The sequence below is a fragment of the Rhizobium sp. NZLR10 genome (assembly GCF_019685125.1).
In the GTDB taxonomy this organism is placed as follows: domain Bacteria; phylum Pseudomonadota; class Alphaproteobacteria; order Rhizobiales; family Rhizobiaceae; genus Rhizobium.
In genome coordinates this window covers 207,888-229,017 of the sequence record NZ_JABDWE010000011.1, presented here as the reverse complement: position 1 = coordinate 229,017, position 21,130 = coordinate 207,888, and the positions used below count along the sequence as shown (strand labels likewise).

Annotated in this window: 15 protein-coding genes and 1 tRNA gene; 6 read left to right on the top strand and 10 right to left on the bottom strand. The window is 57.4% G+C overall.

Annotation, left to right across the window (positions count from 1 at the left end):
• The first annotated feature begins 31 nt into the window (after window positions 1-31).
• Window positions 32-108 (top strand) — tRNA-Met (locus tag HJB82_RS18425).
• Window positions 109-538: 430 nt separating this feature from the next.
• Here HJB82_RS18425 and HJB82_RS18420 read toward each other — a convergent pair.
• From HJB82_RS18420 to HJB82_RS18400, 5 genes are all read right to left on the bottom strand, one after another.
• Window positions 539-1,858, bottom strand: coding sequence for a glucoamylase family protein (locus HJB82_RS18420; RefSeq protein ID WP_221116511.1), 1,320 nt, complete (start codon window positions 1,856-1,858; stop codon window positions 539-541).
• A complete protein-coding gene (locus HJB82_RS32015; protein ID WP_246762688.1) occupies window positions 1,855-2,607 on the bottom strand; it encodes a hypothetical protein in 753 nt (250 codons plus the stop codon). The genes HJB82_RS18420 and HJB82_RS32015 overlap by 4 nt, the downstream gene beginning before the upstream one ends.
• A 63-nt stretch (window positions 2,608-2,670) precedes the next feature.
• Window positions 2,671-5,133: a phosphoketolase family protein gene (locus tag HJB82_RS18410; protein ID WP_221140904.1), complete on the bottom strand. Its 2,463-nt coding sequence runs from the start codon at window positions 5,131-5,133 to the stop codon at window positions 2,671-2,673.
• Between the two features lie 69 nt (window positions 5,134-5,202).
• Window positions 5,203-6,231: an alcohol dehydrogenase AdhP gene (gene adhP, locus HJB82_RS18405; RefSeq protein ID WP_207581616.1), complete on the bottom strand. Its 1,029-nt coding sequence runs from the start codon at window positions 6,229-6,231 to the stop codon at window positions 5,203-5,205.
• Between the two features lie 78 nt (window positions 6,232-6,309).
• A complete protein-coding gene (locus tag HJB82_RS18400; protein ID WP_221140902.1) occupies window positions 6,310-6,978 on the bottom strand; it encodes a CBS domain-containing protein in 669 nt (222 codons plus the stop codon).
• Between the two features lie 465 nt (window positions 6,979-7,443).
• Here HJB82_RS18400 and HJB82_RS18395 point away from each other — a divergent pair, with 465 nt between their 5' ends.
• Window positions 7,444-8,409, top strand: coding sequence for a phosphate acetyltransferase (locus HJB82_RS18395; protein ID WP_221116515.1), 966 nt, complete (start codon window positions 7,444-7,446; stop codon window positions 8,407-8,409).
• A 4-nt stretch (window positions 8,410-8,413) separates the two neighbouring features.
• The gene (locus HJB82_RS18390) at window positions 8,414-9,586 is read left to right on the top strand and encodes an acetate/propionate family kinase (RefSeq protein WP_221140900.1); all 1,173 of its coding nucleotides are present in this window, start codon (window positions 8,414-8,416) and stop codon (window positions 9,584-9,586) included.
• Window positions 9,587-9,654: 68 nt separating this feature from the next.
• Here the strand turns inward: HJB82_RS18390 and HJB82_RS18385 are convergent, their stop codons facing one another.
• The 3 genes from HJB82_RS18385 to HJB82_RS18375 all read right to left on the bottom strand — a co-directional run bounded on the left by HJB82_RS18385 (window position 9,655) and on the right by HJB82_RS18375 (window position 15,669).
• On the bottom strand, window positions 9,655-11,343 hold the full coding sequence (locus tag HJB82_RS18385) for an ABC transporter ATP-binding protein/permease (protein ID WP_221140899.1): 1,689 nt from the start codon (window positions 11,341-11,343) through the stop codon (window positions 9,655-9,657).
• A gap of 70 nt (window positions 11,344-11,413) precedes the next feature.
• A complete protein-coding gene (locus HJB82_RS18380; protein ID WP_221140897.1) occupies window positions 11,414-13,207 on the bottom strand; it encodes an adenylate/guanylate cyclase domain-containing protein in 1,794 nt (597 codons plus the stop codon).
• Between the two features lie 143 nt (window positions 13,208-13,350).
• Window positions 13,351-15,669 (bottom strand): membrane-bound PQQ-dependent dehydrogenase, glucose/quinate/shikimate family, encoded by a 2,319-nt coding sequence (locus tag HJB82_RS18375; protein WP_221140895.1) that lies wholly within the window; start codon window positions 15,667-15,669, stop codon window positions 13,351-13,353.
• Between the two features lie 254 nt (window positions 15,670-15,923).
• Here HJB82_RS18375 and HJB82_RS18370 point away from each other — a divergent pair, with 254 nt between their 5' ends.
• Both HJB82_RS18370 and HJB82_RS18365 read left to right on the top strand, forming a co-directional pair.
• Window positions 15,924-17,033: an acyltransferase gene (locus tag HJB82_RS18370; protein WP_221140918.1), complete on the top strand. Its 1,110-nt coding sequence runs from the start codon at window positions 15,924-15,926 to the stop codon at window positions 17,031-17,033.
• Window positions 17,034-17,625: 592 nt separating this feature from the next.
• Entirely contained in the window at window positions 17,626-17,925 is a 300-nt protein-coding gene (locus HJB82_RS18365) for a hypothetical protein (RefSeq protein ID WP_221116520.1), read from the top strand.
• Between the two features lie 214 nt (window positions 17,926-18,139).
• Here HJB82_RS18365 and HJB82_RS18360 read toward each other — a convergent pair whose 3' ends face one another.
• Entirely contained in the window at window positions 18,140-18,790 is a 651-nt protein-coding gene (locus tag HJB82_RS18360; protein WP_221140894.1) for a sugar transferase, read from the bottom strand.
• A 450-nt stretch (window positions 18,791-19,240) separates the two neighbouring features.
• Between HJB82_RS18360 and HJB82_RS18355 the strand changes: the two genes are divergently transcribed.
• Window positions 19,241-19,993 (top strand): Crp/Fnr family transcriptional regulator, encoded by a 753-nt coding sequence (locus tag HJB82_RS18355; protein ID WP_221140892.1) that lies wholly within the window; start codon window positions 19,241-19,243, stop codon window positions 19,991-19,993.
• 48 nt (window positions 19,994-20,041) lie between these two features.
• Here HJB82_RS18355 and HJB82_RS18350 read toward each other — a convergent pair whose 3' ends face one another.
• On the bottom strand, window positions 20,042-21,064 hold the full coding sequence (locus tag HJB82_RS18350; protein ID WP_207581606.1) for a glycosyltransferase family 2 protein: 1,023 nt from the start codon (window positions 21,062-21,064) through the stop codon (window positions 20,042-20,044).
• Window positions 21,065-21,130 lie beyond the last annotated feature (66 nt).

Sequence of the window (21,130 nt, the reverse complement as noted above, 5' to 3'; positions counted from 1 at the left end):
TACTCAAGCAGATCCAATGGATTTGCCATGGCGCGGGGTGGAGCAGCCCGGTAGCTCGTCAGGCTCATAACCTGAAGGCCGCAGGTTCAAATCCTGCCCCCGCAACCAATCCTTCCATGATCAAACACACAATACCCAAAAACCCGCCTCATGGCGGGCTTTTGCGTTTACGGGGTGGCCGGGAAGATCCAGTAGGCGACCAGGATCCCTCAGTTCGGACCGCTGAAGCGTGGGAATTCGCCACCGTGCTCCACGGAAACGCTTCCCCACGAACCATAGATATTTTGCCTTCGCGGCAGACAGCCGAGGAAGTTCGTGAGCAGCCTGAGCGCATACGCGAAAGCTCGAAATTACTTCACTCCTAACGATTAAAGCATGTCGCGCAAAAGTGTGCAGCGGTTTTGCGCTAATGACATGCGTAAAAACAAAGACCTAAAGCGCGAGGAGCAAATCTGAAAGATCGCGACCCGCTTTAGGCCCGAGATCGTTGACGCTGTTTGTAACATTCGAACCGAGGCCTGTTGCCTCTCGGTTGTTTTCACAGCCACCCGCCTGCAAAACCTGCTTTCCTCAATCCCACCACGATTGGCCGGCAGCGACGCATGATGCTCCACAGCAACCCGCTCCTGTAGTTCTCGATCATCAGAACGACGGGACCTTGATCGATTCCAAAGTGATAGGGACTGACCCATCGTCCGGTGTCACTGTTTTTCACGGCATAGGTTTGGTTGAAAGACGGCTTGAAGCCATAAAGTCGCGTCATGCCAAGATCCATGCGTGCGAAGTTCCAAAGTGTCGGTATGACTATCTCTGGCGCAAAGGGTAGAGAGGCAACAACTGCCCATGGTGATACCGTTCCATCGTCCGGCCCGTATGGCGCGCCGCGAGCGATGTAGTCGAAGAACTCCACCTCTACCCCCCCAACGTTTCGCTTGGTCCAGCCCGGTCCGTCGCTTGCGGTGAAACCCCAGCAATGCTCGCCGTATCCGGCGAAATTCTTGGGATTGCGGATCGCATATTCCTGCTGGACGAATGTCGCGTGGCGACTGTTCTGGAAATAGTCGCTGTCGTGCTCTCTCATAAATTCGTCACGGATGCCACGAAAGTCGATCCACATATGCGAAAGCTGATGGGTAAACAGCGGTCCGGAGTAGAGCAGTTCGCGTCCGTAGATGTTACGCCATTCATAGCTGGCGGTGTAGGCCGCATAGGATTCAAAGGGCAACGGATGGGTCGGTGACCCGAGGCCCAGAATATAGAGAAGCAATCCCTCGTCGTAACCGCGCCAGCGGTAGGGGATAAAACCGATTTCCGGCCGCCAGCCGTGGGTCAAGGTGAGGCCGTGATCACAAGCCCAATCCCAGTCAGCGCGCTCGTAAAGTGCATTGGCCAGGCGGCGAACTTCAGCCTCTTCCACGGAATCGCCATCAAAATAGGCGGCAACGGTCAATGCTCCGGCAAACAGGAACGCGGAGTCGATCGTCGACAGCTCGCATTGCCAAACGCGTCGTCCGGTTTCGATGTCAAGGAAATGGTAGAAAAAGCCCTTGTATCCCGTTGCATCGGGCTCAGGTCCTTGTGGACTATCCAGCAAGAACTTCAATCGCATGCGTGCGATCTTCACCGCGAACTCTCGAATGATGATGCCACGCTCCACGAGAACGGGAATGGTTGCGAGAGCCATGCCTATCGCGGCAATGCTCGCAGGCGCGTCCGGCTGCGTCTTGTCGCGGACAAGGCCGTTGTCCGGATTCGTGCAGTGAAGATAGTAGAGCAGGGTCGTGAACTGCAGACGAGCCAGGTCCTCCTCGGCCGGCATCCTGTTCAGTTCGGGATCCGTCGAGAGCTGCTCTGTCATGGCGAACCAAGGATAGTGCGGACATCATGACGGCGGCCGTCATCTGACAGCGTTATCGTGCTTCCATCGATCCCTTTGCCATCCACGACAAGCGAAAGCAGGCTGTGCCCCGGCCCGCTCTTGTTGTCCACATGGATTTTATGGGTTGCTGATCCGTGCTCGAAATCGAGCTCGTAGCCCGGCCAATCCGCCGGATTGCAGGGATCGACCGAAAGAAACTGACCTTCTCTTCGAATGCCGAGAATAGCCTCAAGTTTGGCAAAGGCCGGATGCGCACTGTCGGCACGACGGTTGTTCAGGCAGATTTCGCTATAGCTTGTCAGTTCGAGCTCTTTTGCCTTTGAGCCAAGATTGGAAATTCGAAGCAGGCGCACTTCCGCATCGCAATCTGTCACGACGCATATCGAACTCCGAATATCAATGTCTTCGGTAGAGCAGCGGAGTTCCGCTCGATCACTTTGAAAGGAGTGTTCGTAGATGCAGTCTGTCCGATGGATCGGCTGCCCGCCGACTGACCAGATCTTGTTGTCCGCAAGATCCCTGACGTAGCAGAATTGCCCCCAGCAATCGCGCGTTCCATCCTCGCGCCAGCGAGTCACGTCGAGGTCGAACCGGGATGCGTAGCCCGCGCCTGCCTCGGTGACGAGAGTGCGACCGTTGGAGAGCAAGCCTACCTCTGGAAGCATGCCCATACGGTCATGGCTTCCTTCGGCGTCGTGAGCGCCAACATCCTTGTTTGATCGCATCATAAACGGATCCTTCAAACTAGATCGGTCCCGCGGAGCGATTGATTGGAAAGCCCGCCAATGTCTTCAGGCGTTGTCGCCTTCGGTGGAGGTTGATTTCGGTGCCTTCGTCGTGCCCCTTGTTCCCCATTTCCAGCCGCTGATCGACGGCATGTCATCGCCGTATTTCTCGATGTACTCCTTGTGTTCAAGCAGCTTCATCTGGATGGCCTGTTTGAAGTAGGCGGCGCGGGCACCCAGTTGCGGCAACCGGTCGATGACGTCTGCGACAAGGCTGAACCGATCGAGTTCATTAAGAACCACCATGTCGAAGGGCGTGGTTGTGGTGCCTTCTTCCTTGTAGCCGCGGACATGCAGGTTGCCGTGGTTCGTCCTCCGATAGGTCAGCCGGTGGATCAGCCAGGGATAGCCGTGGAACGCGAAGATGATGGGCTTGTTCTTGGTGAACAGGCCGTCGAAATCCGCATCGGACAGCCCGTGTGGATGTTCCTTGGCCGGCTGCAGCTTCATCAGGTTGACGACATTGATGACCCGCACCTTGATCTCGGGAAGATGCTCACGGATCAATTGGACCGCGGCCAGCGTCTCGACGGTCGGAACGTCGCCACAGCAGGCCATCACCACGTCCGGCTCGCTGCCCTTGTCATTGCTGGCCCATTCCCAGATGCCAATACCCATGCTGCAATGCCTGACGGCCTCGGACATCGTCAGCCATTGCGGCGCGGGTTGCTTTCCTGCAACCACCACGTTGACGTAGTTGCGACTGCGCAGGCAATGATCCGTGACCGACAGCAGTGTGTTGGCATCCGGTGGCAGGTAGACCCGCACCACCTCCGCCTTCTTGTTGACGACATGATCGATGAACCCGGGGTCTTGATGGCTGAAGCCGTTGTGATCCTGGCGCCAGACATGAGAACTCAAAAAGTAGTTCAGTGACGCGATCGGCCTTCGCCACGGGATTTCATTGCATACTTTCAGCCATTTGGCGTGCTGGTTGAACATCGAGTCGATGATGTGGATGAAGGCTTCGTAGCAGGAGAAGAAGCCGTGACGACCCGTCAGAAGGTAGCCTTCCAGCCAGCCCTGGCACTGGTGCTCGCTCAGCACTTCCATGACACGGCCATCAGGCGAGAGATGGTCGTCCTCCGGATAGATCTCGGCCATGTAACAACGGTTGGTGACCTCGAGCACGTCCTGCCAGCGGTTGGAATTGTTTTCATCTGGACTGAAGAGGCGGAAATTTTCGGTTTCGAGGTTCAGCTTCATTACGTCGCGCAGGAATGTTCCCATGACGCGCGCCGCCTCGGCCGTCGTTTCGCCGGGACTCGGAACATCGATCGCGTAGTCCCGGAAATCCGGCATCTTGAGATCGCGCATCACGAGCCCGCCATTGGCATGGGGGTTATCGCTCATCCGGCGCTGCCCGGTCGGAGCCAGTGCCGCCAGTTCGGGCTTGAACCGGCCGGAATCGTCGAACAGCTCCTCGGGACGATAGCTCTTCATCCATTGCTCGAGGATTCGGATGTGTTCGGGCTTGTCCATGTCGCCCATCGGAACCTGGTGCGATCGCCAGTAGCCCTCGGACTTCTTCCCATCTATCTCCGCCGGGCATGTCCACCCCTTTGGCGTTCGAAAGACGATCATCGGCCAGGCGGGGCGCTTCAGGTTGCCGTTCGCTCGCGCATCTGCCCAGATGTTGCGGATCTCGGCAACGGCCGTGTCGAGCACAGAAGCCAGCTCCCGGTGGACCTTGTCGGGATCATGCCCCTCGACGAAATAGGGCTTGTAACCCATGCCCTCGAAGAACTTCCGCAGTTCCTCTTTCGGGATTCTGGCAAGGAAGCACGGGTTGGCGATTTTGTATCCGTTGAGATGGAGGATCGGCAGAACGCAGCCGTCGCGCGCCGGGTTCAGGAACTTGTTGCCTTGCCAGCCGGTCGCCAGTGGCCCGGTCTCGGCTTCGCCGTCACCGACGACGCAGGCAACGATCATGTCGGGATTGTCGAAGGCGGCGCCATAGGCGTGGCTGAGCGCATATCCGAGCTCACCGCCCTCATGAATGCTGCCCGGCGTTTCCGGAGCAACATGGCTTGGAATGCCGCCTGGGAAGCTGAACTGCTTGAACAGCCGCCGCATGCCCTCCGTATCCTTGCTAATGTTCGGATAGAACTCGCTGTAGGTGCCCTCCAGATAGGCATGGGCGACCAGTGACGGCCCTCCATGACCAGGACCGATCACGTAGATCATGTTCAGGTCATCGCGCTTGATCACCCTATTCAGGTGCACATAGAGCATGTTGAGGCCGGGCGACGTGCCCCAGTGGCCGAGCAGCCGCGGCTTTACGTGCTCGCGCTTCAACGGCTCCTTCAGCAAAGGATTGTCCAGGAGGTATATCTGGCCGACCGAAAGGTAGTTCGAAGCGCGCCAATAGGCATCCAGCAGACGAAGTTCTTGTGCTGAAATCGCACTTGGTGGCGGGGGACCGCCCGACACAGTTTCGTTCATTGCTGCCATCTCAGTCGAACCCATCTCAACCTCCCGATCAAACTGACATTTGCCAACCCGTAGATCTATGCAGCTCGCTCCGACGCTCTCCGGTTATGAAAGGGGAATGACGACGCGACCATCGATTTTGCCCGCTTCCATGCGGTGGAATATGTCGTTGATGTTTTCCAAGCTGTCCCAGGAAAAATGAGGCGTAACCTTGCCCTCCGCCGCGAACTGCAGGGACTCGTCCAAATCCTGGCGCGTGCCAACGATTGATCCACGCACGGTGATGCGTTTCAGAACCGTTTCAAAGACGGGTAGTGCGATTTTCCCAGGCGGCAAGCCGACGAGGACCATCGTGCCCTTTGACCGCATGAACCCGAAAGCCTGCTCCATTGCCGGCGGTGAGACCGCCGTCACCAGTACTCCATGAACGCCGCCATTTGTGGCAGCTTGTATCTGCGCGACCGCATCTACAGCCTTGGCGTTTATCGTGATATCCGCGCCGAGTTGCTTTGCCAACGCCAGCTTGTCTTCGAAAATGTCGGCAGCAACAACGTTCATGCCCATCGCCTTAGCATACTGAACGGCCATGTGGCCCAAGCCTCCCACGCCCGAAATCGCCACCCATTCACCGGGGCGCACCTCTGATTCCTTGAGGCCTTTGTAAACGGTCACCCCGGCGCACAGCACCGGAGCGGCGGGACCGAAATCCAACCCGTTTGGCAAATTGCCGACGAAATCAGGATCAGCCAGCCCGAACTCGGCGAAGGTTCCATTCACCGAATATCCAGTGTTGGACTGAGACGCGCAAAGCGTTTCCCAACCGGTTCGGCAATGGGGGCAGTAGCCGCACGCGGCATGGAGCCAAGGCACGCCGACTCGGTCGCCCTCCTTTACCCGCTTCACGCCCGCTCCTACCGCAGCGACAAAGCCGGCACCTTCATGTCCAGGTATGAACGGCGGGGAGGGCTTCACTGGCCAGTCGCCATTGGCCGCATGCAGATCGGTGTGGCATACACCAGTCGCTTCGTATTTCACGAGAATCTGACCGCTTCCCGGACTTGGGATCTCCATCTCTTCGATAACTAGCGGTGCGCGGAACTGTCGAACGACGGCCGCGTTCATGAGCTTTACCATGCGATGCCTCCGTCGGAATATGCCAGCTCCGACAGTCCGGAGCGGCAGTAGGCCTCTATATCGGCAATGCAGTGCTGATCAGCTATCCGGGGCGGTGAAGTGCTCGACTACTCCCCTGACCCCATGAACACCTTCTGCGAGAACCCGCGCCGCTCTTCGGCATTCGGTGGTCTCGACGTTCCCCCAGATGTGCACGATCCCGTTGGTAACCGTCACGCTTAGATCCAAACCTTCCAGTCCGGTGTTTTCTCCGAACCGTGTGACGATACTGCGTTGGATGCCCTCATCCCCTCCACCAGTTTCGTCTTGCCGCGCCACCAGAATTGCCTGAAGCAGGTCTGCGCGACTAACTATGCCGACCAGCTCGCGACCTCTCACGACAGGAATTCGCTTGATGCTCCGCTCGTGCATGAGCTTCGCAACGCGCGCCAGCGAGGCTTCCTCGTCAATGGTGAGAGGATCCGGGGTCATTGCATCACCGACCCGCCACGAGGTGCGCCTGACATAGGCGTTGGCTCGAGCTTCCGATGGCAATGCCATTTCCTCAAGCGAGGCTATCGCTCCAGATACCAACTCCGTTCTGCGGATCAGATCCCCTTCGCTGAGGACACCCAGCAAATGCCCTTCGTCATCAACGACTGGGACGCCGCTGACGTGGTTATCAAGCATGATTTTTGCCGCCTGCCTGACACTGTTGTCAGGCGACACCTTGATAATTTTGACGGTCATTACATCTTTGACGAGCATTCGGCTCCAACTCCTGCATGGACCTCAGGGCGGCGATACGAATTGAGCTAGCTGTAGGCTCGGTAACCGTTTATCGCCCCTGGGCAAAGTTGCAGACAGGCGGCATCAGATAACTCCCTACGGGTATCTGGCAAGGTGTATGTTCCCGTAACATACGTGCAGTGGCTGGAAGGAGACGATAAACCGTCACAATGGGTTACTAGGATGGCTTCGGTCGCCGGCTTGTCCTGCACGCCGTCGGGTTTTTCCCGTTCAATTGCGGCTGCCGCAAAGCGGGGCTGGCAAGAAGCAATGTGGGTGCGCTCGCGGCGCTCCCGGCATGTCGCCTGCAGACACGCAGCTTAGCCGGCGCGCCATCCGATTGCCCGAAAACGGCGAGGATCGCACCGGACCGGCAGGTCCAGAACTCAGGATCACGACCCGATATCGGCGGCTGCGATAGAAGCTGTTCTAATGGGGGTTTTCATGACGGATACAGCAGGCATTGTACCGCCGGAGGCGCACCGGAAATATGAACAGCTCGTCGCGCGCGCCAAGCAGGCTCCGCGGATGAACACGGTCATCGTTCACCCCTGCGACGAAGCATCTCTGCGCGGCGCCGTCGAGGCTGCCGAGGAGGGGCTGATCACGCCCATACTCGTCGGTCCCGCCCAGAAGATTGAGGCGGTGGCCGAGGCACACCATCTCGATATCGCAGCCTATGAGATCGTGGACGTTACCCACAGCGATGCCGCCGCAGCTCGCGGAGTTGAGCTGATCCGCGAGGCGAAAGGCGAGCTTCTGATGAAGGGCAGCCTGCACACCGACGAGTTGATGCGTGCCGTGACCGCGTCAGCCACGGGATTGCGGACTGCCCGCCGGATCAGCCACGTCTTCGTCATGGACGTGCCGACCTATTCGGAGCCGCTGTTCATCACGGATGCAGCTATCAATATCGAACCGGACCTCGATGCGAAGCGCGATATCGTCCAGAATGCCATCGACCTGTTTACCCAGGTTGGCCTCGGCAAGCCGCGGGTGGCGATCCTGTCGGCCGTCGAAACGGTAACCTCGAAGATCCCTTCCACCATCGAGGCGGCCGCGCTTTGCAAGATGGCGGAGCGCGGGCAGATCACCGGCGGGCTGCTCGATGGGCCGCTCGCCTTCGACAATGCCATCGACCCCGAAGCTGCGCGGATAAAAGCTATCCATTCGCCGGTGGCAGGCAAGGCGCAGATTCTTGTCGTGCCCAATCTGGAAGCCGGCAATATGCTGGCGAAGAACCTTACATTTCTGGCGCGCGCAGACGCTGCTGGCATCGTGCTCGGCGCCAGGGTGCCGATCATCCTCACGTCCCGTGCCGATTCCGTGCGGACCCGCCTTGCTTCCTGTGCGGTGGCAGTCCTGCTCGCCGAAGCGCGCCGCCGAATGGCGACCATATCGGGTGCATAGCGTCATGGATGTCATTCTCGTCGTAAATGCCGGATCCTCCAGCCTCAAATTCGAGGTCTTTTCGGTCGAAGGTGGCCTTTCAAAACTTTTGAAAGGGCAGATGGAAGGCGTGGGTACCGCCCCGCGTTTACGCATCAAGGGCACCGGCTCAGAGATGCTTGCGGATCATCAGCACAGCCCGAGCGAAGTTCCCGACCTGCCGGCCGCCATGCGGCTCGTCGGGGACTGGCTGCGAGAACGACATCAAGATCGGCTTGCCGCGGTTGGTCACCGGGTTGTGCACGGCGGCCCGGATTATGATCGGGCGGTGCTCATCGATAAAACGGTGCTCGCGGATCTGGAGCGTTATGTGCCGCTCGCCCCGCTGCATCAGCCGAACAATCTGGCGCCGATCCGCGCGATCCGGCAGCGGCGTCCGGATTTGCCGCAGGTCGCCTGCTTCGATACATCCTTCCATCGCGGCCACAGTGCGGTTGCAGATCACTATGCCATTCCTGAACGGTTCTATGCCGAAGGCGTCAGGCGCTACGGCTTTCACGGGCTCTCCTATGAATATGTGGCAAATCGCCTGCGCGAACTTGCACCGGAGATCGCCGGTGGCCGCATTGTCGTCGCCCATCTCGGCAGCGGCGCCTCAATGTGCGCGCTGCTCGGTGGTCACAGTGTGGAAAGCACTTTTGGCTTCACTGCTCTCGACGGGCTGCCGATGGGCACGCGTTGCGGTCAGATCGATCCCGGCGTCATCCTCTATCTTCTAGACCAGAAGGGCATGAAGCCCGACGGAGTGCAGGACCTGCTCTACAAGGAGTCGGGGCTCATGGGCCTTTCCGGCGTGAGCAATGATGTACGTGCGCTCCTGGAAAGCCGGCAATCGTCTGCGGCCTTCGCGCTGGAGCACTTCGTCCATCGCATCGGCTTGCATGCCGGCATGCTGGCAGCAGCCCTTGGCGGCATCGATGCCTTTGTCTTCACTGCCGGCATCGGCGAAAACTCGCCCGAGATGAGGAAGAGGATCATTGCGAAACTCGAATGGCTGGGGGCGAAGCTGGATCCGGAAAGGAACGCCAAGGGAGATCTGCTGATCTCGACGTCGGATAGCAGGCTGCGGGTCTATGTGGTGCCTACGGACGAAGAACTGATGATCGCCCGCCATACGCTAGCTACGACCCGGACCTAGAATGGAATGTCCAACAGCGGCAATGGCGGCATGGAGGAAGTGCGGCAGCACTCGCCCACCATGAGCAATTAGGAATTGCCTAGTTGATCGATCCAGATCCAGGATCCGTCGGCATGATATTCGAGAACTGCATCATAGCCGCTGCGCGCTGCATCGGGCTCCGCGAAGTTGATGCATGCGACCGATCTTTCCGCCAGAAGCCCGAGGATCTGATTCAGCAGTTCCTGCCCGAACATGACCTCGCCCTTCTCCATCAGGACATAGTGCGGCTCGGCCACGAGCGCTCCCGCGATAGCCAGAAGGTGCTGCTCGCGTGGCGACAGCAGTGTCGCCCAGTTCTGTTCCTTGTCGATTTCCCCGGCATCCATGGCGCGTCCAAGACCGAGCTCTTTCAGCAATCGAAGGATTTGCTCTTCCGAGACGTCCCCGGATCGATCCGGCGGTACGAGGATCTGGCGCAACGTGCCGCGAGCAACATAGGGGCGCTGGGGAATGAAATGGATCAAATCCCGCCTTGGACGGTTGATGCGTCCGTTGCCTGATATATTGATCCCCGCTGTGGCCCGGAACAAAGCAATGCCTGCGGCGTCTTCATCGCCGACGACAAGCAATCGCGTGCCGAGCGGGATCGACGTTGACAGCTCTCGCAGCAAAGGCACATCCGAGGGTGCCGTCAGGGTCACATCCTCATAGGCAAGTTGCTCTCCGTTTTCGGTGAACTCAATCCCGGATTCTGCGGGTTCTTGCGCCTCCTCTATGGCGTCCAGCAGAGAGCTGATGCGGGCCACCACGGCGGCGAAATTGGAAATCGAATGGAACTGGCTGACGATGAACGAGAATGCGCCGACCAGCGTCGCAAACGCTGCAGCCGACTGCGTGATGACGCCGAATTCCATGTCGCCATTCATGAAGACTGGAGCAATGATGACGACCGGAATGATCTGTATCATCCAGTTATAGCCGGTGGTGAAGAAGCCGACATTGCGATTGATGAGTATTATTCTCCTGAAATTGCTGGCGAGCTGATCGAACTGTTTGATCAGGAATCTGGCGTGGCGCTCCTCTCCGCCTGCGATCATGACGGATTCCGCGTTTTCCCGCATATGGATCAGGCTGGAGCGGAAGGCCGCTTCGGAGTCGAGCTGGTTGTAGTTCAGGTCCATCAACGGTCGGCCGAGCGCGATCGTCATGTAGGAGCCAAATGCCGCATAGACGACTGCAGCAATGAACAGCAGCGGACTGATCAACCACAGCACACCTGAAAAGGTCAAAATGGTCAACCCGCTGTTCAACAGCATCAGCACGAAGGAAAGCGTGGCAATGGTAAACGCCTTGATGTCGTCTGCGATTCTCTGGTCCGGGTGTGAGAGCTTGCCTGATATGCCGACCCGATAAAAGGTGCCGTCGCTCATGTAAAGCCCGATGGCGCGATGTGTCAGGAATTCCCTCCAGAGCAGAGCAAGACGTTCCTCCGCAAAACGCGCGATCACCGAGACAATCGTCGAGGCGCCAAATACCCCAGTATAAAGCAACGCCTGGCGGACGAATTCGGCAGTTTGCTTTTCGGCAATGGCGGTCATGAAATGTCGCCCAACAAAGCTGTTGAGGACATTCAGTGCGCTGATGCCGCAGAAGAGCGTTACCAAGCCAAGGAGGAGCAGTTTTGCTCTTCCGCCGACATGCGAAGTCATGAAGATTTTCACCGCGTAGGAAAACCTGGCCACGGTTACCTTGAGCGGAGTGTATTGCTGGCTCATGCTCTTCCTCCACAACTACATATCTGCGGCGGATGCAGCTATCGGCATCGTAACCACGGCCGAAGGCGGTTCATCGATCGAGATTCGCGATCGTCAATCCGGCCTTACGCAGTCCTTCCACACGGCGGTTAAAGTCCTCGGGGTTTCGGAAGGGAAGGACGCGGCGGCGGCGCTCGACGGAAAAATTGGGATTGATCTGGAGTGCCTTTTCCCACGCGCGTCGGCACTCCTCCGGCCGGCCGAGGTGGCCGTAGCATGACGCCAGCAGGGCATAGGCGGTTTCCGATTGGGAGTTTTGTTGGAGCCGCAGCTCGATCGCGACGATCGCTTGCTCATATTCACCGAGAGAAAAGCGCGCGTCAGCGAGAAATTGGAAAAGAATTTCCGGATGATGTGGGTCAAGCCGCATCGATGCATCGAGTTTTTCCAAGGCGCCTTCGGGATCGCCGGAGAATATCTGGATATGGGCCATCAGCATCAGGAGCTCGGCGGAATTGGGAGAAAGCGCGAGGCCTCGCAGCACTTCTGCCCGGGCCCGGTCCAGTTCGCGGTTCCACATGCAGGCCATGCCCAGCGCGAAGTGGCTATTGGGTTGTTCTTCCGCCATTTGCACTGCCTGCTGCGCGAGATCCAGCCCGATCTGCAGCGAAGCCTCCGGATCGTCGCTCCAGGCGTTGACGTAGTCGAGCACATGCGTGAAGGAAATGAGTGCCCATGCCGCTGCATAGTCCGGATCGATGGTGATAGCGTCTGCTGCCAGGCTGCGGGCGGCTCCATTTCCGGTTCGGGTATGGGCCGATGCCTGTTCGCGACCACGCAATAGCAACTCGTAAGCGCCGACATCGGCAGCGCGCCCGTGGCCCAAACGGTTCTGGTCGCCATGGGTGAGGTTCAGCTTGAGCGCTGTCACGATCTCCTGGGTCAGTTCATCCTGAACCGCAAAAATGTCGGTAAGGTCGCGGTCGAACCGGCTGGCCCAGATATGTCCGCCATTGCTGGCGTCGATCAATTGGGCGGTAACACGCACGCGGTTGCCAGCCTTGCGCACGCTGCCTTCAAGGACATAGCGGACACCAAGCGCCTTGGCCATCTCAGGCACGGAAGCTGTCACGTTCTTGTAGATGAAGGATGAGTTGCGAGCGATCACGTGCAATTCGGACAACTTCGAGAGGTCGGTGATGATGTCCTCGCTGATCCCGTCGGAGAAATATTCCTGTTCGGCGTCGCCGCTCATGTTGTTGAACGCCAGTACGGCGATGGAGGGCTTGTCACGAACGGCTGCGGCCCATGCCGGTTTCATCGGGGTCGGCTCTCCCGGCTGCCATGCCGGAAGCGGCTTTGACGCGGTTCCGATCTGAAGCAAATAGGCCCGCATCGGCTCCGCGATATTCTTGAGAGGGATTTTGCCGAGATCGGTCACGGCACATTCAAGCCGCGTTTTCACCTGGCGATAGGCATCTTCGGAGAGGCAGATGGCGCCGGGCTGGGCAATTCCCTCCAACCGCGCGGCGATATTGACGCCGTCGCCCATCAAATCGCCGTCGCTCTCCTCGACGACATCCCCCAGATGGATACCGACCCGGAACTCGATGCGATTCTCGGGGGACACGCCGATATTTCGCTCGACCATGGCAGTCTGCACTTCGATCGCGCAGCGCACGGCGTCGACGACGCTGCGAAACTCGATGAGGCTTCCATCTCCGGTACGCTTGACCACACGGCCATTGTGCACGGCAATGGTAGGATCGACCAGATCGCTGCGCAACGTTCGCAGCCGCGCCAGGATGCGATCCTCGTCCGCACCGGCGAGGCGGCTGTAGCCGACCACATCCGCGACCAGGATCGCCGCCAGTTTTCGCGTCACGCTCGTAGCCTCAGTTCCCTATCGGACCAAAATAACACAATGCGGCCGGCAACGTCGCCAAATCCTGATTGCCTTTGCTGCGGGTCCCGTGATGAGTTCGTTTGAGGTGGAGATGGTCGGGTAAGCTTGTGCGCTGACAGCGGCTAATGTTCGTCTTTGAGAGTGAAGGCGAGCACGTAGTCGCCGACGTCCGTCGAATATGGCGCTCCACCAACGGATATCAGGACATACTGCTTTCCGGTTTTAGGTGAGACATAGGTCATGGGCGTGGCGCTCGAGCCGACCGGCAGGGGATATTTCCAGAGTTCCGAGCCGTTCTCGGCGTCATAGGCGCGGATATAATAGTCCTGAAAGCCGGCGAAGAAGACCACACCGCCGGCAGTCGCCGACGTGCCGGCATAACTCGGCAGGCCCATCGGCATCGGCAGATTGGTTTTGATCTTAAACGGCCCTAGTTCTTCGGCGGTCCCGGCCGGAACCTGCCATGCGATCTTACGGGTGTTCAGATCCACTGCCGTGACGGTGCCGAAAGGCGGCTGCGTGCAGGGAACCCGGAGCCTCGAGGTCCACATTTCGGTAGCCATACCATATGGTGTACCGCGCTGCGGGGCGGAGGGGCCATGCGCGGTCGTGGTGAGGGCAAAATCGACATACTCGCCGCGTGGGATGAGTGCGAAGAGACTGGGCACGCGGATATCGTTCATGAAGACCCGGTTGTTCGGCAGATCGACCGATACGCTTCCCCAGTTGAGACCACCCAGATTTCCCGGCTGCTGGATTGCATAGTGCGGGCCGATCGGGGTGAAATCGCCATCGTAGCGCATCTTTCGGAAGGCGATGCGGCATGCCAGTTGATCGAACATCGTCAGGCCCCAGGCCGTCTGCTCCGTCACCCGCTCCGCACCGATTGTCGGCATGCCAACGGAATAGGGCTGTGTCGGAGACAGCTTCTCCCCCGGCGCGCCGCCGTCCTGCGGCACCGGGTTCTCCTGAACCTCGGCAAGCGGTGCGCCGGTCTGCCGGTTGAGCAGGAAAAGCTGCCCGCGTTTGGTGGTCTGCAGGAGAGCAGGCATTGTGGCGCCATTGCCATCAGGCAGGTCGATCAAAACCGGTTGGGCCGGGAGGTCATAGTCCCAGATGTCGTGATGCACGGTCTGGAACTTCCATTTCTCTCGTCCCGTCGTGACATCGAGCGCTACCAGTGTGGCATTGTATCGATCGGCGAAGGCCGGGCGATTGACGCCGTAGTAATCCGGGGTGGTATTGCCGAGCGGTGCATAGATGAGCCCAAGCTTGTCGTCGAATGCGGCCGTCGTCCACATGTTGGGCGTGGCCCGCGTATAAGTCTGGCCCTTCGGCGGGAGTTTGGTGATCTCAGGATTGCCGAGATCCCACGCCCATTCGAGCTCGCCGGTGACGACATTGAAGGCGCGGATGACGCCCGAGGGTTCGCCGACCTCCTGATTGTCCATGACCCAGCCTCCGACGACGATCAGATTGCGGGCAATCAGCGGCGCTGATGTTTGGAAATAATAACCTGTCTTGACTTCGCCCATGCCCTGGGAGAGCTGCACGGTGCCATTGTCTCCGAAGCCTTTACAGGGCGCGCCGGTCCTGCTGTCGATCTCGAGGAGGCGGGCATCAATCGTTGTCTGCACCAGACGCTCATTGCAAAGACCGTCGGCAGATGGGGCCTCCTGGGGCATCTTATAGTAACCGAGGCCGCGGCAGCGCTGCCAGTAAGGCGCCGTTGCCTTGGGGTCGAAGGTCCAGCGGGGTTTGCCGGTATCTGCATCGAGCGCTGCGATCACATCCGTCGGCGTGCAGCTATAGATCGTATCGCCGATCTGCAGAGGCGTGTTCTGATCGGCGCCTTCTCCTTTTCCGGTGCGATATGTCCAGGCAAGGTCTAGCTTGGCAACATTGCCGCGATTGATCTGATCGAACGGCGAGTAGCGATCTCCTGCCGTGCTGCGGCCATAGGATGTCCAGTCGGAGGGAGCATTGTCGCCTTTGGCGATTTTGTAGGCGGGGATGTCGGCGGAGGGGCGGATCAGCCCATGCGGCGTGAAAGCAAGGCTAAAGCCCGCAACGAACAGGACGACGGCAAGCAGGGTGCCGCCATAGAAAAGTTTCCGGTTGGCGGCTGGCAAAAGCGAGGGCGCAAAAAGAAGTGCAAAGCCCGCCAGTGCAATGGGAGACATCAAACGTGCAAAAAGTGCCCAAAAATTGAGACCCGACTCCCAAAGTGCCCAGGGAAGGGTGAAAACGGCAACAAGAAAGACGATGAATGCGCCTGACGCTTTCCGGCGCCATAGCAGGAGCGCTGCAATCAGATAGGCAAGCCCGACGATCGCGTAATAGGGCGAGCCGCCGAGGCTGAGCAGCACGGCGCCGCCTCCCATCAAGCCCAACCCGATAAAGGCGAGAACAATACAGAATAGGGTGGCCAGAAATTTCATCGTTTCCTCATCCAATCCGCCGCCCGATCGCCTGGATTTAAACTCTGACCGTCGCATGGCACCTCGGGAAGCACAGGGCCATTGGGTTGATGGTCAGCTATCTCGTCTTCAGGAGAGGGGAGCTCTCTCGTTCAATTTTTCCTGGTGTACCTCTGGTCACTGACACGCGGCTCCGATCTGGCAATGATGCCGCCGCCGCACTGCGGCAACAGCTTGCCATTCCAAATCGAGTAATATTTCTGAAAGGGGCACAGATGTTTCTCGGCGAAAAGCTTGATCTAGCGAACGGGCGACCGGCAGGATTCGATTATATGCGATTACTGTTAGCCTTTTCAGTGCTTTGGATACATACGGCCCGCGTCACCTACGGCGATGACCTCTTCCTCTGGGAGTCGCCCTTCCGTCCTGTCATCAAATCAGTGCTCCCGATGTTCTTTGTCTTGAGTGGATTCCTGGTGGCCGGCAGTCTTGAACGGTCGAAGACATTAATCTCATTTCTCGGTAACCGATTTATCCGGATCTACCCTGCTCTTGCGGTGGAGGTATTGCTGGCTGCCTTTATACTCGGAGCGATCTATACAGAGTATGACCTGCGTGACTATTTCACCGACCCACAGTTCTTTACCTATCTGCTGAATGTCACAGGGCACATTCACTTCAATCTTCCAGGGGTATTCCTGGATAATCCCGACGCCGCGATGGTGAACGGGCAGCTCTGGACTGTACCCTTCGAGCTCGAGTGTTATGCTGTGATCGCCGCCCTGTTTCTGCTTGGCGTGGTCAGGCGGCGCGTGATCGCCCTTATCGCAACGCCGGCTTTGATCGTAAGCTTCGGTATCGCAAGGTATTGGAAACATGAAAGTGACTGGGCGGCGATGCCCACGACCGCGTCAGGTAATCTGCTTATTTGTGCTTTTCTCGTGGGCGTGACTTTCTATCTCTACAAGGACAAGGTTCTTTGGGATGTGAGAATTTTCCTTGCCTCCATGGCAATGATATTCTGGGCCTACTGGTTCACCTCCTTTGGGGATTTCATAGCCATTCCGGCCATGGGATATGTCACGGTTTTCCTCGGCCTGACCTCGCCCCGCAAGCTTGGCGTTTTGCGCGGGGCCGACTACTCCTACGGCGTCTTCCTCTATGGATATCCCATCCAACAAGCGTTCGTAGCGCTCGGGCCTTGGGCGCATAACTGGTTGTTGAATGGCATTGTCTGCAGCATCGTTGCGACTTGCTTTGCTGCCTTCTCCTGGATATTCATCGAAAAGCCGGCGTTGAAATTGAGGAAACAAGTCACTTGGCTTGAAAACCTCAGTCTCCAACGCGGCGCAAAACGGCAATTGGCGGCTGCAGTCTCGAAATAGACTTATCGATGCCGGTCGCGAGACTGGCAACTTTATCGCCGGTGCTTAACCTGCAAAAGACATCAGCAGGGCTCACCAATCACCGGCGGGCCCTGTTTCGTTGTAACGTGGTCGACCGCCACGGGGGGAGCGTCCGATCCCGTCGTGAAAGCCGAGCTTGGAGCAGGCTTGCTGCAGATCACTGACGTCGTCGTCATCTCATGCTGGGTTGACAGGCGCTGTTTGGATCATCGCGGGCGCATAAGTGCCCATACGCAAGCTTATGTTCAGATTTATCTTTTTGGAACAATCGAACGAATGTTCAGTTAGGCGCTGGAACGTCGCGGCAGCACCGCGGCGCCTCGTTACTAATCCGATACCTAAACCTTCCTGCGTGCTCCAAGCATCTTTTGATTTTGGACGATGGATGCCCTGTCTGAGGAATAGCCAAATATTCTTCGCGTAGTTGATCGGGTTGCTAGGCGGTTCTTAGCAATATTTTAACGGTAATAGATAAAATACTTTGATCGGACTTCGTTTCGACTTTGAGTTTTGTCATGTCATTGAGGGCAGACGGCGGCTTGAAGGAGGCGTGAAGAGAGGAGCAGTATAAATGCTGAAGAGCACGCTCATCGTGGTTTCCATCTCCATCGCCGCCGGAGCGACCATTCGCGCCTGGGCTTTTGCAATCTTTGCATTTCTGCTGGTCGCTGCCCTGGGTGCTGTGATCCTGCTGAAAGGCTCCTCTTTTTCCGAAGCGATCGCCTACTCGCTCGAAGCGCTTGTATTGATGGAAATATGTTATCTGGCGGGTCTATTCGCCTACTCATTGTGGGTGCATATCCAAAAGCGGCGGAAAAAGGACTCTATCACCGAGCGCTCACAAGTGACCGGCAAGCCTCCCCACGGATAATGCAATGGCTGAGCAGGCAGGATGCGCCTCTGTGTGGTATCTCAGCCGTCCGGAACGAAGGCAACGTCCACAAAAAAAATGACGGTTTGCGCCCACCAGAACAGGATGGTTTAAGGCTGCCTGTCTGCCTAAAATCCTGTTTTTAATCAGATATTTTGCACATTATTTCGTCCGAAAACCGCTTACGCTTTTCGGCGGGGAAAACGGAAATACTCTACCAGTCCACTTTCGGCAGCAAGGCGTGCCGGGAAAGCAGTGCCGACAGAGTTTTTGCCATGATCATGAAATCCAATGTGAGCGTCCATTTGCTCAGATACTCGACGTCGAGGCAAACGCTATTCTGATAGTTGGCGCGCTCGCCGGTCTGCCACTGACCGATCAGACCAGGACGGACCGCGATGTAAGCATAGGCATGTTCGCCGTATCGCGGCAGCTCTTCTTTGCTAACGGCGCGGGGTCCGACAAGGCTCATTTGCCCAAGCAGCACGTTGATCACTTTAGGAAGCTTGTCGAGGCTCGATCGCGTCAGGATGTCGCCGAGAACAGTCACATGCGGGCTGGCCGCTGCGTCAGCTCTCGTCGTCCGAAACTTGAGGCAACCGAACTCTTTTCCCCTATAGCCAATCCGCCGATGGGAATTGAGAATGGGGCCCCTATCGCTTAGCGTTATGATGAGTGCTACCGACAGAAGGAGCGGCGACAGAAGAAATAAGAGAGACGCCGCAATAGCGATGTCCAATGCGCGCTTCAGAATCCTGCTGATCGTATCGGATTTGGACGAGTTGAATGGATACCCTTCCTGTCGTCCCCTGGTGTAGTCCCGCCAAGGATCGTTTCGGTTGATACCCTGATTTTTTCCCGCCATCCGCGTCTCCGTTGGGCGAAGCCCAGAAATTACAGCGAAAGCTTGTTCTAATATAGGCTTGATGTCTGTGACCGAGGTCATAATGGTGAAAAAATTCTTTATCTCCGAAGGTGTATTTGTGCATATTTAAAATACTGTTTGCACATCCGGTTAAGTAAACAAAATGTTATTAGTATTAATTGGTGGTAATGGGATTAATCGTCTGTCGCGCCGATTTGTCGTGTAATTGAGAAATTGTCATGGATCGTACAAAATCCAACCATAGCTTACGATCATGGCAGTTTATGGAATTCAGTATAGATCTTTATGTATATAAATGTGAGCATTCGTCATAGTTTATGTATAATTTCGACAGGATATCTTTATACTATCGTTATTCGACTTTCTAAGTTAACGTATTTCCAATGTCGCCGACGATAATAACGAATTAATCTGCGTGGAGTTGTGTGTATGGACGGGGCGATTAGCATCAGAGATAACAAGACTAAAGGAGGCGCGTCGCGAATAGAGGAGGCGGTTACTTCAGGGCCTGTAGGTATTGTATACGGTGGGCGGGGGGATCTGGATCATGAATTCCCGTTTTGCCGTTCGAGTGTCCGAAAGTTTCGCCGCGGTGAGGTGATTGCCAGCGCCGGTGTCGTCGTCGACATATTCGCCCGCGTTCAGCACGGAATGGTGAGTGCAAGCACCCCGCTTGCAGATGGACGAGAGTTCATCGTGGAAATCGTTCCAAAAGGCGGCCTGATCGGCGAACTGGCGGTACTGCGCAAGCAGTCCCTCAGCCTGGAATATCGGGCCTCGTCCGACTGCGAACTGCATTATTTCGACGGTCGGTTGCTGCGGGACTTATGTGCAAACGATCCGCAATTCCAGGTGAAGCTTCTGTCGAAGGCGCTGGCACGTGTTTCCGAACTCGAACTGCGGATCATTTCCAATGCGGGATCGAGCCTAAGGCAGAGACTGGCCGGGACGCTGCTGCGCCTTTCTGCCGTGTACAAAGTGGATGCGCAAAATAGCGGAGATGAGCTGATTATCTCCCAACATGAGCTGGCGGCGACGCTGCCGGCGTCGCGCGAAAAGGTCAACCAGTGTCTGCGGCGTTTGCGCGAGAGCAAAGTGGTCGACGGCACGCATGGCAAAATCCGCATTCTCAATCGGAAGGCGTTGGAGGCTTATGCCGAGGGTGCGGCGCACCTCGCTTGAGACGGCGCCGCGAGCACTTCCGGGGGATATGCATCTAGGTGACCTGCATCAGACTTCGCTCTCGGAGGCATTTCTCCAGTATTTCCAGCCTTCACCCTGGATGAGCCCGTGATCGGAGAGGTCCTTCCAGCTTCTGTAGGTCCCGGTATCGGCACAGACGAAGGCATCCACATTATTGCTCGAGGAATATACGGCATATTCCTCCGTATGTTGGGACCGGTGCGCCGCATCGGCAACCTTGTGCACGAAGGTCGACAGGAACTTAAAATGCAGAAGCGCGCCAGATACGCCGAGTGCGCCGCTCATGTCGCCCAAATTCAGGGAGAGCGGCCAGACCTGGTGGGATGATTTCAGAAAAAGACGTTCACCCCCGACATAGACAAGGGGTATCTTGTTGAGCGCAGGGCCATCCCAGAGCCGGTTGTTGAAATAGACCCGCCCGCGAACGCCGCCCTTGATCCAAATCGTCCAGTTGCGTTTGTCGAAATGCGCGACATAACCGGACCGGTCGAAGAGATTGCAGACTTCGAGCGGATTTCGACCGGGTTCACATATGTTTTCGAGAACGGGATGGGGGCTGTACATGTCGATCATCACCGAGCGGAGGGAATGGCCGCCCATGGAATCGATATAGGCGGTCAATTGATCGATCGGCCGTGTGTCGCAATGGGGATAGACCAGGAACTCGTCTGCATCGACATAGAGAACCCATTTCTCCCGACAGTGACGATTGATGACTTCGTTGATCCAGTCGTTTCCGAATCTCGCAGCCTTGTAGGACCCGTGGGCAGAAAGAAGTGAGACATCGTCGAAGCTGGACAGCAGCTCGACCGTGCCATCGGTCGAGCCGTTGTCGATGCAGATAAAATGCTCGAAGCCGAGATCACGATAATATTGCAGGAAGAATGCCAGCCGGTGCACCTCGTCGCGGATGACGCAGATGACGACGTGACGTGCCTGCGTGAGCCCATCGCGCAGCAGGTCATAGCGAACCTGCCGGGCCTTGAGCGACCGGCGCAGGCGGGCTTTTGCGTAATGCGAGATACTGGCGACGGAAGCCCTATAACTCATATTCTGTCCTGAACATTATCTATCCTGGTATGAATAGATGAATACTTGCGCGCGCGCCTGCAATCC

What these genes read in the sequence shown, in the direction of transcription:
- HJB82_RS18420 (WP_221116511.1), bottom strand. Translation starts at nt 1,858, where the DNA reads ATGACAGAGCAGCTCTCGACGGATCCCGAACTGAACAGGATGCCGGCC.
- HJB82_RS18395 (WP_221116515.1), top strand. Translation starts at nt 7,444, where the DNA reads ATGACGGATACAGCAGGCATTGTACCGCCGGAGGCGCACCGGAAATAT.
- HJB82_RS18350 (WP_207581606.1), bottom strand. Translation starts at nt 21,064, where the DNA reads ATGAGTTATAGGGCTTCCGTCGCCAGTATCTCGCATTACGCAAAAGCC.
- HJB82_RS18385 (WP_221140899.1), bottom strand. Translation starts at nt 11,343, where the DNA reads ATGAGCCAGCAATACACTCCGCTCAAGGTAACCGTGGCCAGGTTTTCC.
- HJB82_RS18410 (WP_221140904.1), bottom strand. Translation starts at nt 5,133, where the DNA reads ATGGGTTCGACTGAGATGGCAGCAATGAACGAAACTGTGTCGGGCGGT.
- HJB82_RS18355 (WP_221140892.1), top strand. Translation starts at nt 19,241, where the DNA reads ATGGACGGGGCGATTAGCATCAGAGATAACAAGACTAAAGGAGGCGCG.
- HJB82_RS18365 (WP_221116520.1), top strand. Translation starts at nt 17,626, where the DNA reads ATGCTGAAGAGCACGCTCATCGTGGTTTCCATCTCCATCGCCGCCGGA.
- HJB82_RS32015 (WP_246762688.1), bottom strand. Translation starts at nt 2,607, where the DNA reads ATGATGCGATCAAACAAGGATGTTGGCGCTCACGACGCCGAAGGAAGC.
- HJB82_RS18390 (WP_221140900.1), top strand. Translation starts at nt 8,414, where the DNA reads ATGGATGTCATTCTCGTCGTAAATGCCGGATCCTCCAGCCTCAAATTC.
- adhP (WP_207581616.1), bottom strand. Translation starts at nt 6,231, where the DNA reads ATGGTAAAGCTCATGAACGCGGCCGTCGTTCGACAGTTCCGCGCACCG.
- HJB82_RS18360 (WP_221140894.1), bottom strand. Translation starts at nt 18,790, where the DNA reads ATGGCGGGAAAAAATCAGGGTATCAACCGAAACGATCCTTGGCGGGAC.
- HJB82_RS18400 (WP_221140902.1), bottom strand. Translation starts at nt 6,978, where the DNA reads ATGCTCGTCAAAGATGTAATGACCGTCAAAATTATCAAGGTGTCGCCT.
- HJB82_RS18370 (WP_221140918.1), top strand. Translation starts at nt 15,924, where the DNA reads ATGTTTCTCGGCGAAAAGCTTGATCTAGCGAACGGGCGACCGGCAGGA.
- HJB82_RS18375 (WP_221140895.1), bottom strand. Translation starts at nt 15,669, where the DNA reads ATGAAATTTCTGGCCACCCTATTCTGTATTGTTCTCGCCTTTATCGGG.